This is a genomic window from Streptomyces sp. NPDC008163, assembly GCF_042956885.1.
Taxonomy (GTDB): domain Bacteria; phylum Actinomycetota; class Actinomycetes; order Streptomycetales; family Streptomycetaceae; genus Streptomyces; species Streptomyces drozdowiczii_A.
In genome coordinates this window covers 76,278-91,278 of the sequence record NZ_JBIBHG010000002.1, presented here as the reverse complement: position 1 = coordinate 91,278, position 15,001 = coordinate 76,278, and the positions used below count along the sequence as shown (strand labels likewise).

Genomic DNA, 15,001 nt, shown 5'->3' with positions numbered 1-15,001 from the left:
CCCGGTCGGGGCCTGCGGACACACGGAGGGAGCGGGAGGGGACGTGGTCGCACGCACGCCCGCGCCGTCCGCCGGTCGGCGGGGCGCACGGCGGCGGACCGGCCTCGTCGCCGGCGACCTTGTTCCCGTACGGAACAAAGTCTCTCAGAGAAGTGGTGCGATCCGGTAAACGGCTCGTTGCGTCAGAGTTTGACGCGGGCGGCGATCGGGAGGTGGTCGCTGCCGGTGGCGGGAAGCGTCCAGGAGGACATGGGCTCGACGCCCTTGACCATGATCTGGTCGATCCGCGCCATCGGGAACTTCGCGGGCCAGCTGAACCCGAAGCCGTCGCCGGCCGCGCCCTGCGTGGAGCGCATCTGCGAGGTGACCGCCTTGAGCGCGCGGTCGTTCATCGTGCCGTTGAGGTCGCCGAGCAGGGCGACACGGGCGAGCGGTTCGCGGGAGATGGCCTTGCCGAGGGCGTCGGCGCTCTGGTCGCGCTGGTTGGCGGTGAAGCCGGCGTGGAGCTTGACCCGTACGGAGGGCAGGTGCGCCACATAGACCGCGAGGGGGCCCTCGGGCGTCGCGACGGTCGTCCGCATGGCGCGGACCCAGCCCATCCTGAGGTCCACCGGGCGGGTGTCGCTCAGCGGGTACTTGCTCCAGAGGCCCACGGTGCCCTGCACCGAGTGGTACCGGAAGCGGCCTTTGAGCGCCTTCTCGTACGCCGCCACCTTGCCGGCGGGCAGCTCCTGGAGGGCGACGACGTCCGCGCCGGAGCCCGCGACCTGGTCGGCCGTGGCGGCCGGGTCGGGATTGTCGGCGTTGACGTTGTGCGTGGCGACCGTGAGATCGCCGCCGCTGCCGGACTTGTCCGTGAACAGGCCGCCGAACACGTTGAACCAGACCACGACCGGCAGCACCAGCGCCACCAGCGCGGTACCCGAGCGGCGCACCAGGCCGAGCACGAGCAGCACCGGGAAGAACACGCCGATCCACGGCAGGAACGTCTCGGAGAGGCTGCCCAGGTTGCCGATGGTGTTCGGGATCTGGGCGTGGAAGGCCATCACGAAGGTCAGCAGGAGCGAGCAGCAGGCCAACACGATCCCGCGCCGCCAGGTGCCCCGGTCCCTCAGACGCCGGACGAATCTGTCGCGCAGGTCCCGGGAGCCGGAGCGCTGCGGTCCCACGCCGTTCCCGGTGTCCGCCCTGTACGCCTGCACCATCGCGCTGTCCTCACTGCCTTGCCGTACACATCGCCGCGCCCCCGACCCTAGGGGATGCGCGATGCCTTTCATGCCGCCTGTGGCGGTCGTACTGCCACGAGGACGTGGGAGGCGGCCCCGGCAGTTCCTGAGGAGCGGGGAATCGCGGTGCTCTGTGACGTAACGATCACATCCGTCCGCGCCGGGGCGCGAGACCTTCCATCACCAGGGCGATGATGCGGTCGGCGAGATCCTCGGGCAGCGGCGCGTCGGGCCGGTGGATGGTGCGTACGAGCATGGGGCCCAGGAACAGGTCGTCCATCAGCTCCACGTCCGTGTCGTCCCGCAGCTCGCCCGCCTCGACTGCGCGCCGGACGGCGGCGACCATGGCGAGGCGGCGGGGGGCGACCACGGTGCACTGGTACTCGTGCCAGAGCTTGGGGTGGCTCTTCATCTGCGCGAACACGTTGTGCAGGAGTACGGAGGAGCGCTGGGCGAGGCCGCGTCTGCGCATGGACTCCAGCAGGACGCGGAGGTCGCCGAGGCCGCCGGTGCCTGAGACCTCGGGCTCCGGGGGCTCGATGGCGCGGAGCACGTCGACGAAGAGTTCCTCCTTGCCGGCCCAGCGCCGGTAGATGGTGGCCTTGCCGACCCCGGCGGTGCGGGCGATGCGCTCGATGGAGAGCGCGGCGAGGGGTTCACCGGCCTCCAGCAGCTCCACGACGGCGTCCAGGATGGCCGCCTCGGCCGCGGCGCTGCGCGGCCGTCCCCGGCGCGGCTCGGAGTCGTCCCCGGGTCCCGGGGGGCCGGGAGCCTCGCCGGACCGCTCGTCCGGTGCCTGAGCCTGCACGTGAAACCACCTTTCGCCGCCCCCGATTCTCGCCGACGCGGAAGAGGGCAGGTCCCCACGGGTGAACCGGGCCGCGCGACACGGCCCGGTTCACCCGGAAGGTTCAGCCGGACGCGGCCGGAACCGTCATCGTTCGGCGCCCGCCGGGGCGGGGCGCTCCTCCTCGCGTACGGCCTGCGGCGCGGCCGGCTCGCGGCCCGGGAGCCACAGGGCGACGACGAGCGTGCCGACGAGGGCGACGGCGGCCGAGCCGAGGGCCGTGACGTGCATGGCGCTCATGAAGGCGTCGTGCGCGGCGGTGACCAGCGGGGCGCCCTTGGGGCCCAGCTTCTCCGCGACGGCGAGGGTGGCCTCGATGGACTCCCCCGCCGCGTCCCGGGCCCCGGAGGGCAGGGCGCCGAGGTGGTCCTCGATGTCGCCCCGGTAGACGGTGGACAGCACCGAGCCGAGCACGGCGATCCCGAGCGCGCCGCCGACCTGGCGGAACGTGTTGTTGACGGCCGAGCCGGAACCGGCCTTCTCGCGCGGCAGGGCCTGCATGACGGCGACGGTGACCGGCGGCATGACGTGGGCCATGCCGGTGCCCTGGACGAAGAAGACGACGCACATCAGCCAGACGGGCGTGTCCGCGTCGAAGAGCGCGAAGGCGGCCAGGCCGACGGCGACGGCGAGCATGCCCGCCGTGCAGACGGCGCGGGCGCCGAAGCGGGCGACGACGATCCGGGCGCGCGGCGCGAAGAGCATCTGGGCGACGGCCAGCGGCAGGATCAGCAGCCCGGACTGGAGGGCGCTCCAGCCGCGGACGCTCTGCATGTAGAAGGCGGAGAAGAAGGTGACGCCCATCAGCGCGAAGAAGATCAGCGCGATCGCGGCGACGGCGGCGGAGAACGCGGGCTTCTTGAAGTACGAGACGTCGATGGCCGGGCTGGCGCTGCGCTTCTCGTGGAGGACGAAGACCACCAGGACGGCGAGGCCGCCGAGGACCGGGAGGAGGACGGAGACGTCGGTGAAGTCGGCGAGCTCGCCGCCCCGGATGATGCCGTACACCAGCAGCACCAGCCCGATGATGGAGAGCACCACGCCGAGCGGGTCCAGCCGGCCGGGGCGCGGGTCCTTCGAGTCCGGCACCAGCAGCACCATAGCGACCAGCGCGACGATCACCACGGGGACGTTGACCAGGAAGATCGAGCCCCACCAGAAGTGTTCGAGGAGCAGGCCGCCGGTGATCGGGCCGATCGCGATGCCGAGGCCGACGCTGCCGGCCCAGATGCCGATCGCCTTGGGCTGCTCGTCGCGCTCGAAGACGTTCATCAGGACGGCGAGCGTGGCCGGCATGACGAAGGCGGCGCCGAAGCCCATCAGGGCGCGCCAGGTGATGAGCTGGCCGGGCGTGTCGGACAGGGCGGCGAGGGCGGAGCCGATGCCGAAGAGGGTGATGCCGAAGAGCAGGACCTTCTTGCGGCCGAGGCGGTCGCCGAGCAGACCGGCGGTGAAGAGCAGGCCGGCGAAGACGAGCGTGTAGGAGTTGATCGCCCACTCCAGCTCGCTCTGGGTGGCGCCGATGCCGGTGGGCGAAGGGGAGGCGATCGTCTTGACGGCGACGTTCAGGATCGAGTTGTCCAGCACCACGATGAGCAGGCTGAACATCAGGACCACGAGAATCGCCCAGCGGCGGCGGTGGACCGCCTCCGGTATCTGGGACACGGCGGGAGCGCCGGAGGGTGTGGACATGAGGAGCAGCCTAGACGCATTCCGATACGAGACCGTCTCGTATTGTAAAACCTTTACCGAGGCCGGGCCCGAGGGCCCGGCCGTGCGGCCCACTTCCCGCGACCGGCTCCGGGATGCCACCATGGAAGAGATCCGGGGACGCCGTCAGGGCGCCTCGAGATGACGAAGGAGTCACCTGCCATGTCGCTTCAGGCTGCGCAGAACCAGTCCGCCACCCCCGCGGGTGCCCCCTCCGACAGCAGCAAGGCGCTGTACGGGGGCAAGAGCAGCCGCCGGGTCACCGTCCACGACATCGCCGCCGCCACCGCGCGCGGCGAGAAGTGGCCCATGCTCACCGCCTACGACGCGATGACCGCGTCCGTCTTCGACGAGGCCGGCATCCCGGTCATGCTCGTCGGCGACTCCATGGGCAACTGTCACCTCGGCTACGAGACCACCGTGCCCGTCACGATGGACGAGATCGCCATCCTGTCCGCCGCCGTCGTCCGGGGCACCAGGCGCGCCCTGATCGTCGCGGACCTCCCCTTCGGCGCGTACCAGGAGAGCCCGGTCCAGGCCCTGCGCAACGCCACCCGGCTCATCAAGGAGTCCGGCGTCAGCGCGGTCAAGCTGGAGGGCGGCGAGCGCAGCCACGAGCAGATCAAGCTGCTGGTCGACGCCGGCATCCCGGTCATGGCCCACATCGGCCTGACCCCGCAGTCCGTGAACGCGATGGGCTACCGGGTCCAGGGCCGGGGCGAGGAGGCCGCCCAGCAGATGCTGCGCGACGCCAAGGCCGTACAGGACGCGGGTGCGTTCGCCGTCGTCCTGGAGCTCGTACCGGCCGAGCTGGCCGCCGAGGTCACCCGCATCCTGCACATCCCGACCATCGGGATCGGCGCGGGTCCGGACACCGACGCCCAGGTGCTGGTCTACACCGACATGGTCGGGCTGACCGGCGGCAAGGTGCCGCGCTTCACCAAGCAGTACGCCGACCTGCGGCAGATCCTCGGCGACGCCGCCAAGGCGTACGCGGAGGAGGTCGTGGGCGGCACGTTCCCGGCCCCGGAGCACACCTTCCACTGAGGCCCGCAGGGGGTACGCCTCCCGACGACCACCACCGGTAACGACGACAGCCCGCCGACTTCCCCCATCGGCGGGCTGTCGGCCGTTGTCGGTGGGTGCGAGCGGGCTGTCGGCCGGCTGTCGGCGGCCTGTCGGTAGCGGCTGGTCTGATAGTCGGCATGACGCGAATCGACAAGAACCCCCAGCGCGGCGGGAACGCCGTAGAGGTGCGGGGACTGGTCAAGCACTACGGCGAGACCAAGGCCCTGGACGGCGTGGACCTCGATGTGCGCGAGGGCACCGTCCTCGGCGTGCTCGGCCCCAACGGCGCCGGCAAGACCACCCTCGTACGCTGCCTCTCCACCCTGATCACGCCCGACGCCGGGACCGCGGTCGTCGCCGGCTTCGACGTGGTGAAGCAGCCCCGCGCCCTGCGCCGCACCATCGGCCTCACCGGTCAGTACGCCTCGGTCGACGAGAAGCTGTCCGGCTGGGAGAACCTCTACATGATCGGGCGGCTGCTCGACCTGCCCCGCAAGAAGGCGCGGGCCCGGGCCGACGAGCTGCTGGAGCGCTTCTCGCTCACCGACGCGGCGAAGAAGGCCGCGATGGAGTACTCCGGCGGGATGCGCCGCCGGCTCGACCTGGCCGCCTCCATGATCGGCAGCCCGGCCGTCCTCTACCTGGACGAGCCGACGACGGGGCTCGACCCCCGTACCCGTAACGAGGTCTGGGACGAGGTGCAGCGCATGGTCGCGGAGGGGGCGACCGTGCTCCTCACCACCCAGTACATGGAAGAGGCCGAACAGCTGGCCAACGAGCTGACCGTCATCGACAAGGGCCGGATCATCGCCCGCGGCGGTGTCGACGAGCTGAAGGCCAAGGTCGGCGGCCGCACCCTGCAGATCCGCCCCTCGGACCCGGCCGAGCTGGCCCCGATGGCCCAGGCGCTGCGGGAGACCGGTCTCGACGGTGTCGCGGGCGCGCAGGCGGTCCCGGACGAGGGCCTGCTCTACGTACCGATCCTCAGCGACGAGCAGCTGACCGCCGTCATCGGGCTGCTCGGCACCCGGGGCTTCTCCCTGGCCCACGTGGCCACCGCGCTGCCCAGCCTGGACGAGGTGTTCCTCGCCATCACCGGCGACAAGGCCACCGTCACCGACACGATCCCCGAGGAGGTCGCGGCATGAGCACGACGACTCTGACGCCCACCCCCACCGACACGTCCGTCTCCGCGCCGGCCGCCAAGCTCCACGACGAGGGCGGCATCGGACTGCGGAACAACCTGCGCCACATCGGGGCGCTGGTCCGGCGCAATCTGCTCCAGATCAAGAAGGATCCGGAGTCGATGTTCGACGCGCTGCTGATGCCCGTCATCTTCGTGCTGCTGTTCGTGTACGTCTTCGGCGGCTCGGTCGGCGGAAGCATGGGCGGCGGCCGGCAGGAGTACCTGAACTACCTGATCCCCGGCCTGATGGCGATGATGGGCATGAACATCGCCATGGCCGTCGGCAGCGGCGTCAACGACGACTTCCGCAAGGGCGTCATGGACCGCTTCCGTACGATGCCGATCGCGCGTTCCTCGGTGCTCGTCGCCAAGATCGTGGTCGAGCTGGGCCGGATGATGGTCGCCACGCTCATCCTGCTGGGCATGGGCTTCGCCCTCGGCATGGAGCTCCACGGGTCCGTGCTCGGCCTCGTCGCGGCGATCGGCCTGTCGGCCGCGTTCGGAGCCGCGATCATGTGGATCTTCATCCTGCTCGGCCTGGCCATGAAGACGTCCCAGGCGGTTCAGGGAATGGGGATGCTGGTCATGATGCCGCTCCAGTTCGGTTCCTCGATCTTCGCCCCGCCGACGACGATGCCCGGCTGGCTCCAGACGTTCACCGACTACAACCCGCTGTCGAACCTGGCGGACGCGGCGCGCGGCCTCATGATGGGCACCTCGCTCGGCCACTCGGTGTGGCTGACGCTCGGCTGGGCCGTGGTCATCACGGCGGCCGTGGCCCCGCTCGCGGTGTCCAAGTTCCGCAAGAAGTCCTGACGTCACCCGTTCCGCTCGGGAACCGTGTCCACGAGGGCGGCGGCCTCCTCCAGGGAGAGGCCGCCGCCCTCGGCGTACGCGGCCTCGTAGGCGGCGTCCCCGAGCCGGCCGCGGACCAGCGCCTCGGCGCGGGCGAGGTTCTCGCGTTCCATCGCGTTCATGAAGTGGCCCCGGGGCAGGTGCGCCCGGCCCGCGCCCAGCAGCCGCGCCGCGACGCCGGCCTCCTCCTCGCCGCCGAGCCCGCCGAGCGCCCAGGCCAGGATGACGAGGTTGATCACCGCCATCTGCGGCGCGACCATCTGCGTCAGCGGGTCCCCCACGCCCTTCAGGGACTGCCGGCTCCGCTCCAGGGCGCGGGCGTACGCACCGTCCTGGTTGTCCAGCCAGGCCAGGCCGCCGAGCACGAAACCCTCGAACACCGCCATGGTCTCCGACGCGAACTCCTCCTGGAGGGCGGCGAACTGCTCGCGCGCCTCGTCCGTCCGGCCGCACCGGCCCAGCCACATCGCGAGGAAGAGCCGCGCCGCCGGCCTGGCCTCGTGGCCGGTCTGCCGCTCGTCCGTCAGCACCTCGCGCATGACCGCCTCGCCCTCATCGCCCCGGCCCAGCTCGGTGAGCACGGAGGCGTGACGGATGCGGAGCACGGAGACCTGGGCCAGGGCGCCCAGCTTCCCGGCCGAGCGGATTGCGGCCTCGTAGTCCTCGGCCGCCTGCGCGTAGTCGCCCTGCTTCTCGTTGGCCTCGCCGCGCGAGGAGAGTGCCTCGGCCATCCCCCAGACGTCGCCGAGCCTGCTGAAGACCGCCAGGCTCTCGTCGGCGTCCCGACGGGCCTCACCGGCCCAGTCGGGGCGGTTGGCCAGCACGTTGGCCCGCATCTGAAGGGCGGCGGCCAGCTCCCACTCGTAACCGAACTCCCGCGCTCCGCGTACCGTTTCGTCCAGCAGATGGCGCAGGTCCGAGGCGCCGCCGGTGAGCATCACGGCGTAGAACCAGAGCGAGGCGGGGCTGCGGCAGGTCTGCGGCTGACCGGCCCGGTAGGTGGCGACGACGGCGCGCAGCCGGGCCATGCCGGCCTCGTTCGTCCACTCGTCCATCGCGTGGTCCATGCTGACCAGCTGCACCAGGGTGACCTGCCGCCGCGCCTCCTCCAGCAGCTCCTGGCGCATGGGCGGGGGCGCGTCCGTGCAGCGGTCGTGGATCGACGGCGCGAGCCGTACGGGCTCCGCGAACGGGTCGGGGCCGAGGGCGGCCGCCGCGTGGGCCCAGTGCAGGGCGTCGCCGCGCAGATTGCGGATCTGCCAGTACCAGGACAGCGAGAGCACCATGCACAGCGCCTCCTGCTCGTCGCGGGCGGCGACGGCGTGGCGCAGGGCGGTGCGCAGGTTCTCGTACTCGCGTTGCAGGAGCCGGATGGCGGCGAGCTGTCCGGAGCCGCGCAGCAACGGGTCGGTCGTACGGGCCAGCTCGCGGTAGAACACGAGGTGCCGGTGTTCCACGGCGTCCCGCTCGCCCGACTCCGCCAGGCGCTCCGCCGCGTACTCGCCGACGGTCTCCAGGAGCCGGTAGCGCATCCGCCCGTCGTCCGCCGGGGCGGCGACCACGAGGGACTTGTCGACCAGGGAGCCGAGGAGGCGGGCGACATCGCCGGACCGGCCGGTTCCATCGGCGCAGACGGCCTCGGCGGCCTCCAGGGTGCAGCCGCCGGCGAAGACGGAGAGGCGGCGCAGGGTGACGCGCTCCTCGTCGTCCAGCAGCTCCCAGGACCAGTCCACGACCGCGCGCAGGGTCTGCTGGCGGGGCAGCACGGTCCGGCTGCCGCTGGTCAGCAGGCGGAAGCGGTCGTCCAGCCGGTCCGCGATCTGCTGCGGCGTGAGCATCCGCAGCCGGGCCGCGGCCAGCTCGATGGCGAGCGGCAGGCCGTCCAGGCGGCGGCAGATCTCGGCGGTGGCCGCCGCCGTCGCCTCGTCCGCGTCCACCCGGAAGCCGGGGCGGGCGGCGGCACCGCGCTCGGCGAGCAGCCGCAGCGCGGTCGGGTCCGGCAGCGGGTCGACGGGCCGGACCGCCTCGCCCGGCACGCCGAGGGGTTCCCGGCTGGTCGCGAGGACGGTGAGCCGGGGGCAGTGGGCCAGCAGATGGTCGGCGAGGGCGGCGGCTGCCTCGATGACGTGCTCGCAGTTGTCGAGGAGGAGCAGCATGCGGCGGCGGGAGCAGTACTCGGTGAGCCGGGCCAGCGACTCACCGGCGGCGCGCTCGTCGCCGGAGGCCCGTTCGGCGGCCCGGAGTTCCCCGGAACCGGCCCCGCTGAGCACGGTCTCCCGGGCCCCGAGCGCGGCGAGCACCGCCTCCGGCACGGCCTCCGGGTCGTCCACGGGGGCCAGTTCGGCGAGCCAGACGCCGTCCGGCCAGGTGCCGGCGTCGACGGTGTCCGCGACCTCCTGCGAGAGCCGGGTCTTCCCGGCGCCGCCGGGCCCGAGCAGGGTGACCAGCCGCCCCCGGGAGAGGTCGTCGCGCAGGGCCGCCATCTCGCGCTCCCGCCCGACGAAGCTGGTGAGCCGGGCGCGGAGGTTGCCCAGGGGGGCGGGTGCCTTCGCGGGGGCCGGGGGCTCCTGCCGCAGCAACTCCCCGTACAGGGTGGTCAGCTCGGGCCCGGGGTCGGTGCCGAGGCGGTCGGCGACGAGGGTGCGGACCTCGTCGTACGCGGCCAGGGCCTGGGCGGTGCGCCCGGCGTCGCGCAGGGCGCGCAGGCGGAGCGCCTGGAGGGGTTCGTCCAGGGGGTGTTCGCCGCAGAGCGCGGTCAGCTCGGGCAGCGCCCCGGCGGCCCGGCCGAGCGCCAGCTCCGCGGCGAGCCGGTCCCGGCGGGCGTCGAGCCTGCGGGCCGTCCAGCGCACGGCGGCGGCGTGCCGGTCGGGGAGGTCGGCGAGGGCGGGGCCGCGCCAGAGGGCGAGGGCGTCGCTCAGGACGGCCGTGGCACGGGCCGGGTCGCCCGCCGCGAGGGCCCGCGCGCCTTCGCCGGCGAGCCGTTCGAAGCGGAAGAGGTCGACGGCCTCGGGCTCGGCGGCCAGCCGGTAACCGCTGTCCGCGGAGGCGACGGCGTCGTGCCCGACGGCCCGCCGCAGCCGCCCCACCAGGGCCTGGAGGGCGCCGGCCGCGTCGGCGGGCGGTTCGCCGTCCCACACCTCGTCCACGAGTACGGCGACGGGGACGGTGCGGCCGGGCCGCAGCGCGAGGACGGTGAGCAGCGCGCGCAGCCGCGCCCCGCCGACGGCCAGGGGCGTGCCGTCGTCGCGGAGTGCCTGGGTCGTACCGAGGATGCCGTAGCGCACGGGCCCATTCTCCGCGACCCGTCCCGGTGTCCGCACAGCCGCCCCGCCCCTGCTCGTCATGGCCCCAGCCTTTCCGGTCCCGGGCCGGGAAGCGAACCGTTTCCGCCGTGTCGCCGTCAGCCCTCCGGCGTCGCGAGCGCCTTCGCCCCGACCGCGTAACCCGGCACGGACGGCCAGCGGACGGTGAGCACCACGGACTCCTCCTCGGCGATCCAGGAGTGGTCGACGCCGACGCCCCACACCACGTAGTCGCCCTGCTCCTCCAGGAGCACGCTGCGCCCGGGCAGCTCCACCCGGAACCGCCCGCTGATGAGCACGAGCAGAGCGGTCCGGCTCTCGCCGCGCACCCATTGCGCCCGCTCGTCGCCCACGGGATGGACGCCCCACTTGATCTCGACGTCCTCGCTGTGCCGGGGATCGCCCGCGTCCTTGAAGTGCCCGAGGATCCATCCCCGGTCGAGCGCGGCGTCCTTGCCGGCGTTGCCCACGTATACGTTGTCGTTCACGTGGGGGGACGCTAGCAGGGGGCTTTACCGTCCGACTGGACGGATACGCTCGGCCCCATGGCAAGCGCAGCGCAGCAGCGGATCAGTCCGGTCTTCCTCGGGATCGCCGCCGTGACGGCGGTGGCCGGGTGGGGGGTGTGGTCGGGATTCGCTGAACAGCCGGGGTTCGCGACGTTTCTGTTCGTGACCGGGGCGTGGGTCGTGTCGCTGTGCCTGCACGAGTACGCGCACGCGAGGACCGCGCTGCACAGCGGGGACATCTCGGTCGGGGCCAAGGGCTATCTGACGCTGAACCCGATGAAGTACACGCACGCGCTGCTGAGCATCGTGCTGCCGGTGCTGTTCGTGATCATGGGCGGGATCGGGCTGCCCGGTGGTGCGGTGTTCATCGAGCGGGGCCGGATCCGCGGCCGGTGGCGGCACAGCCTGATCTCGGCGGCCGGGCCGCTGACCAACGTGCTGTTCGCGGTCGTGTGCACCGCGCCGTTCTGGCTGGACGCCCTGGACGGGGTGCCGCCGGCCTTCCGGAACGCGCTGGCGTTCCTGGCACTGCTCCAGGTGACGGCGGCCATCCTCAACTTCGTGCCGGTGCCGGGCCTCGACGGCTACGGGGTCATCGAGCCGTGGCTCTCCCCCTCGGCCCGCCGCGCGGTCGAGCCGATCGCCCCGTTCGGCCTGATCGCGGTCTTCGCCCTGCTGTGGGTCCCCGAGCTGAACCGGGCCTTCTTCGACGCGGTGTACGCCCTGCTGCGCGGCCTGGGCGTGCACGGCTGGTGGAGCGACTGCGGTCTGGACGCGTACCGCTTCTGGCAGGAGGCGGACCCGCGGTGTGCGGTGAGCGGGTGAGGCGGCCGGGCTGGAGTGGTGCGACGCGTACTGGCTGCCCGCCGTACGCCGCGCGTCTGCACGCCCTGGTCCGGGACCGCTGAGCCCGGCGCGTCGGACTACTCCGCGGACGCGGTCTCCGCGCGGCGGCGGCGCAGGTAGTACCAGGCCATGTTCGAGGAGAGGCCGACCAGCAGGACCCAGACGATGCCGATGAGCACGCTGCCCTGGACGAAGGCCGTCACGGCCGCGGCGAGGGCCAGGACGCAGACGACGAGGGCGTAGAGGGCGAGGCGGGGCATGGGTGGCTCCTGTCGGGGGTGATGCGTGGTCCCTTCCAGTGTCCCCCATGCCCCCGGCCGTTACGGGCCCGGCTCAGACGTCCGTCGTGCGGAGTCCGGCGTGCGCCTTGTAGCGGCGGTTGACCGAGATCAGGTTGGCGACCAGCGACTCGACCTGGTGGGCGTTGCGCAGCCGGCCCGCGAAGATGCCGCGCATGCCCGCGATGCGGCCGGCCAGCGCCTGGACGATGTCCGTGTCGGCGCGGGCCTCGCCCAGCACCAGGACGTCGGTGTCGATCTCGTCGATCGTCTCGTCCTGGAGGAGGACCGCCGAGAGGTGGTGGAAGGCGGCCGTGACGCGGGAGTCCGGCAGTAGGGCGGCGGCCTGTTCGGCGGCGCTGCCCTCCTCCGGCTTCAGCGCGTAGGCGCCCTTCTTGTCGAAGCCGAGCGGGTTGACGCAGTCGACGACGATCTTCCCGGCCAGCTCCTCGCGCAGCGACTCCAGCGTCTTGGCGTGCCCGTCCCACGGCACCGCCACGATCACGATGTCGCTCTCCCGCGCGCAGGTCGCGTTGTCCGCGCCGCGTACGCCGTTGCCCAGCTCCCCGGCCGCCGCCTCCGCCCGGTCCGCCGCACGCGAGCCGATGATCACCTGCTGGCCCGCCCGCGCGAAGCGGTACGCGAGGCCGCGTCCCTGCGGTCCGGTGCCGCCGAGCACGCCGACGGTCAGGCCGGACACGTCCGGCAGGTCCCACGGGTCCTTGGCGGGGGGCTTGGGCGCGCTGCCGCTGTCATTCGTAGTCATGGCCCCGACACTACTGCCAGGTACGGGGCGGAGCCCGTGGGCCCGGGCCACCACCCGTAAGGATGGCGCTCGGGCCTTTCGCCGGTGCCGGGGCCCCCGCATGGTGCAGGATGCCGGGCCATGGATGCCGTACGTGTGGCGCTGCTGCGTGAAGTGCTCGCCAGGACCCAGTGGCCCGCCGCCGCGCGGCGGTTCGCCGGCTCGCTCCGCTCCTCCGTGGTGCCGCACGGCGGCGGGCTGCTGCTGGTGGGGACCGAGGAGTACGAGCCCTGGCACCTCGCCGCCCATCTGGTGGACGAGTCCACCTGGTCCGGGCTGCCCGAACTCCGCCCCACCCTGGTGCGCCACCGCGTGGAGCCCGGCGATCCGGCGCACCTCGCGGTCGGCCTCGGCCGGATCGAGGCGGCCGGGCGCGGCGAGACGCTGCTCGTGGTGACGCCGGACCGGCCCGGCGAGGGGCTGCTGGAGCGGGTGCACGACGCCCGGCGGGCCGGGGCGACGGTGCTCTCGCTGGACAACGGCGATCCGCAGGTGCGCGGGCTCGCCCATGAGGCGCTGTCCGTGACGGACGGCGACGACGTGGACCTGGACACCGTCCAGCACCTGGTCAGCGCCGCGGCCGGGGAGAACGGCGCGCCCGTGCCGCGCGGCGGCCGGCGTACGTTCCGCGACCGGCTGTCCCGGCTGGCCGACCAGCTGACGGCTCCTCCGCCGCCACGCTGGTGAGCGGGCCCGGCCCCCGGGAAACCCGCTTGCATGCTCCACGTATCGCGACGGACCATGTCTCCTCGTGACCTCTCGCACCTCCCTCGCCGCCAGGCTGGCCGCGCTCCTGCCCGACCTCTCGCCCTGGCGGTCGTCGGCCGACTTCCGGTTGCTGTGGGTGCAGGGCATCGTCACCTACTTCGGCAGCTTCATGGCGCTCATCGCGCTGCCGCTCCAGATCAAGGACCTCACCGGCTCGCCGCTCGCCGTCGGCGCGATGGGCGCGGTGGAGCTGGTGCCGCTCGTCGTCTGCGGTCTGTACGGGGGCGCTCTCGCCGACGCCGCCGACCGGCGGAAGATCATCCTGGCCACCGAGGCCGGGCTCGGTCTGCTCGCGGTCGTCCTGCTGGTGAACGCGGCCCTGCCCGACCCGATGCTGTGGCCGCTCTATGTGGTGGCGGGCGGGGTCTCCGCGCTCGCCGGGCTCCAGCGGCCCGCGCTCGACTCGCTGATGGCCCGGATCGTGCCGCACGACCAGCTGGGGGCGGCCGCCGCGCTGAACTCGCTGCGCTGGCAGGCCGGGGCGATCATGGGCCCGTCGCTGGCCGGTCTGGTGGTGGCCTACGCCGGGCACGCCACCGCCTACGCCGTCACCGTGGCCACCTTCGCCGCCTCGGTCCTGATGTGCCGCAGGCTCGCTCCGGCGCCACCCGTCGAGAAGGGACGGAAGCCGTCGCTGCGCGGCATCGTGGAGGGCGCCAGGTACGCCTGGAGCCGGCCGGTGCTGCTCGGGACGTACGCGATCGACATGGCCGCGATGTTCTTCGCGTTCCCCAACTCGGTCTTCCCATTCCTCGCGGACGAGCTGGACGCCGACTGGTCGCTGGGCCTGATGTACGCGGCGGGCTCGGTCGGCTCGCTGGTGCTCGGCCTGACCAGCGGCTGGACCTCGCGGGTGCGCCGGCACGGGCTGTTCGTCGTGTGCGGTGCCGCCGTCTGGGGGCTCTCGATCGCGGCGGCCGGCTGGTTCGGCAACGTGTGGCTGGTGCTGGTGTGCCTCGGGTTCGCCGGGGCGGGCGACATGCTCAGCGGGCTCGGCCGCTCGACCATCTGGAACCAGACGATCCCGGAGGAGCTGCGCGGCCGGCTCGCGGGCATCGAGGTGCTGTCGTACAGCGTCGGACCGCAGCTCGGCCAGGTCCGGGCGGGCGGCATGGCGGGGTGGACGGGGACCCGGCCCGCGATCTGGACCGGCGGCGTGGCCTGCGTCGCCTCGGTGGCGCTGCTCGCGGCGGCGCTGCCCAAGCTGCTCACGTACGACTCCGAGACGGACGAGGACGCGCTGCTCCGGCGCGCCCGGCACGCGGCCGGACGGGACGTGGAACCGGCGGCCTGAGCCCGGGGGCCGGCCGCCGGGGGAAGCCCTACAGGCCCCGCGCCCCCGTCAGCCCGCCGCCCCGTCCTCGTCCGGGCCCTTGCGGTCGTGCCACTTCGGGTCCGTGTCCCACTCCAGGTTCCTTTCCTGGGCGGTCTCCATCGCGTGCTGCGCCTCCTGCCGGGAGGCGTACGGGCCGAAGCGGTCCTTGGCCGGGCACTCGGGGCCCTCTTCGACCTTCTTGTGCTCCAGGCAGTAGAACCACTCGCCCGGCTTGCCGACCGTGCGCTTCTTGAACAGGGCCATCATCGCTTCCTTTCCTCTGTGC

The 15,001-nt window shown here is 72.9% G+C and carries 14 protein-coding genes; 6 read left to right on the top strand and 8 right to left on the bottom strand.

The window, feature by feature from the left end; all coding sequences use genetic code 11:
• Positions 1-182 precede the first annotated feature (182 nt).
• The 3 genes from ACFZAT_RS05550 to ACFZAT_RS05540 all read right to left on the bottom strand — a co-directional run bounded on the left by ACFZAT_RS05550 (position 183) and on the right by ACFZAT_RS05540 (position 3,765).
• Positions 183-1,205, bottom strand: a complete 1,023-nt coding sequence (locus ACFZAT_RS05550; protein WP_391260531.1) for an endonuclease/exonuclease/phosphatase family protein — start codon at positions 1,203-1,205, stop codon at positions 183-185.
• A 166-nt stretch (positions 1,206-1,371) separates the two neighbouring features.
• On the bottom strand, positions 1,372-2,034 hold the full coding sequence (locus tag ACFZAT_RS05545; RefSeq protein WP_391260528.1) for a TetR/AcrR family transcriptional regulator C-terminal ligand-binding domain-containing protein: 663 nt from the start codon (positions 2,032-2,034) through the stop codon (positions 1,372-1,374).
• A 126-nt stretch (positions 2,035-2,160) separates the two neighbouring features.
• On the bottom strand, positions 2,161-3,765 hold the full coding sequence (locus ACFZAT_RS05540) for a DHA2 family efflux MFS transporter permease subunit (protein ID WP_391260524.1): 1,605 nt from the start codon (positions 3,763-3,765) through the stop codon (positions 2,161-2,163).
• Positions 3,766-3,945: 180 nt separating this feature from the next.
• On the opposite strand from ACFZAT_RS05540, the gene panB reads away from it, so the two are divergent.
• The 3 genes from panB (at position 3,946) to ACFZAT_RS05525 (ending at position 6,853) form a co-directional block, all read left to right on the top strand.
• Positions 3,946-4,830 carry a 3-methyl-2-oxobutanoate hydroxymethyltransferase gene (gene panB, locus ACFZAT_RS05535; protein ID WP_391260522.1) on the top strand — a complete coding sequence of 295 codons (885 nt, stop codon included), beginning with the start codon at positions 3,946-3,948 and terminating at the stop codon, positions 4,828-4,830.
• Between the two features lie 158 nt (positions 4,831-4,988).
• Positions 4,989-5,999: an ATP-binding cassette domain-containing protein gene (locus ACFZAT_RS05530; RefSeq protein WP_391260519.1), complete on the top strand. Its 1,011-nt coding sequence runs from the start codon at positions 4,989-4,991 to the stop codon at positions 5,997-5,999.
• Entirely contained in the window at positions 5,996-6,853 is an 858-nt protein-coding gene (locus tag ACFZAT_RS05525) for an ABC transporter permease (RefSeq protein ID WP_391260516.1), read from the top strand. The genes ACFZAT_RS05530 and ACFZAT_RS05525 overlap by 4 nt, the downstream gene beginning before the upstream one ends.
• Before the next feature lie 2 nt (positions 6,854-6,855).
• Here ACFZAT_RS05525 and ACFZAT_RS05520 read toward each other — a convergent pair whose 3' ends face one another.
• Together ACFZAT_RS05520 and ACFZAT_RS05515 are read right to left on the bottom strand one after the other, a co-directional pair.
• A complete protein-coding gene (locus ACFZAT_RS05520; RefSeq protein ID WP_391260511.1) occupies positions 6,856-10,176 on the bottom strand; it encodes a BTAD domain-containing putative transcriptional regulator in 3,321 nt (1,106 codons plus the stop codon).
• 116 nt (positions 10,177-10,292) lie between these two features.
• The gene (locus ACFZAT_RS05515; RefSeq protein ID WP_391260509.1) at positions 10,293-10,682 is read right to left on the bottom strand and encodes a signal peptidase I; all 390 of its coding nucleotides are present in this window, start codon (positions 10,680-10,682) and stop codon (positions 10,293-10,295) included.
• Positions 10,683-10,739: 57 nt separating this feature from the next.
• On the opposite strand from ACFZAT_RS05515, the gene ACFZAT_RS05510 reads away from it, so the two are divergent.
• Entirely contained in the window at positions 10,740-11,528 is a 789-nt protein-coding gene (locus ACFZAT_RS05510) for a site-2 protease family protein (RefSeq protein WP_391260506.1), read from the top strand.
• A gap of 98 nt (positions 11,529-11,626) precedes the next feature.
• On the opposite strand, the gene ACFZAT_RS05505 is transcribed toward ACFZAT_RS05510, so the two are convergent.
• Together ACFZAT_RS05505 and npdG are read right to left on the bottom strand one after the other, a co-directional pair.
• The gene (locus tag ACFZAT_RS05505) at positions 11,627-11,809 is read right to left on the bottom strand and encodes a hypothetical protein (protein ID WP_018103475.1); all 183 of its coding nucleotides are present in this window, start codon (positions 11,807-11,809) and stop codon (positions 11,627-11,629) included.
• A 73-nt stretch (positions 11,810-11,882) separates the two neighbouring features.
• The gene (gene npdG / locus ACFZAT_RS05500) at positions 11,883-12,593 is read right to left on the bottom strand and encodes an NADPH-dependent F420 reductase (protein WP_391260504.1); all 711 of its coding nucleotides are present in this window, start codon (positions 12,591-12,593) and stop codon (positions 11,883-11,885) included.
• Between the two features lie 120 nt (positions 12,594-12,713).
• Between npdG and ACFZAT_RS05495 the strand changes: the two genes are divergently transcribed.
• On the top strand, positions 12,714-13,319 hold the full coding sequence (locus ACFZAT_RS05495) for a hypothetical protein (RefSeq protein WP_391260501.1): 606 nt from the start codon (positions 12,714-12,716) through the stop codon (positions 13,317-13,319).
• Positions 13,320-13,383: 64 nt separating this feature from the next.
• Positions 13,384-14,694, top strand: coding sequence for an MFS transporter (locus tag ACFZAT_RS05490; RefSeq protein ID WP_391260499.1), 1,311 nt, complete (start codon positions 13,384-13,386; stop codon positions 14,692-14,694).
• A 48-nt stretch (positions 14,695-14,742) separates the two neighbouring features.
• Here ACFZAT_RS05490 and ACFZAT_RS05485 read toward each other — a convergent pair whose 3' ends face one another.
• Complete coding sequence (locus tag ACFZAT_RS05485; protein WP_266540799.1) at positions 14,743-14,979, bottom strand: hypothetical protein; 237 nt, start codon at positions 14,977-14,979, stop codon at positions 14,743-14,745.
• Between the last annotated feature and the right edge of the window lie 22 nt (positions 14,980-15,001).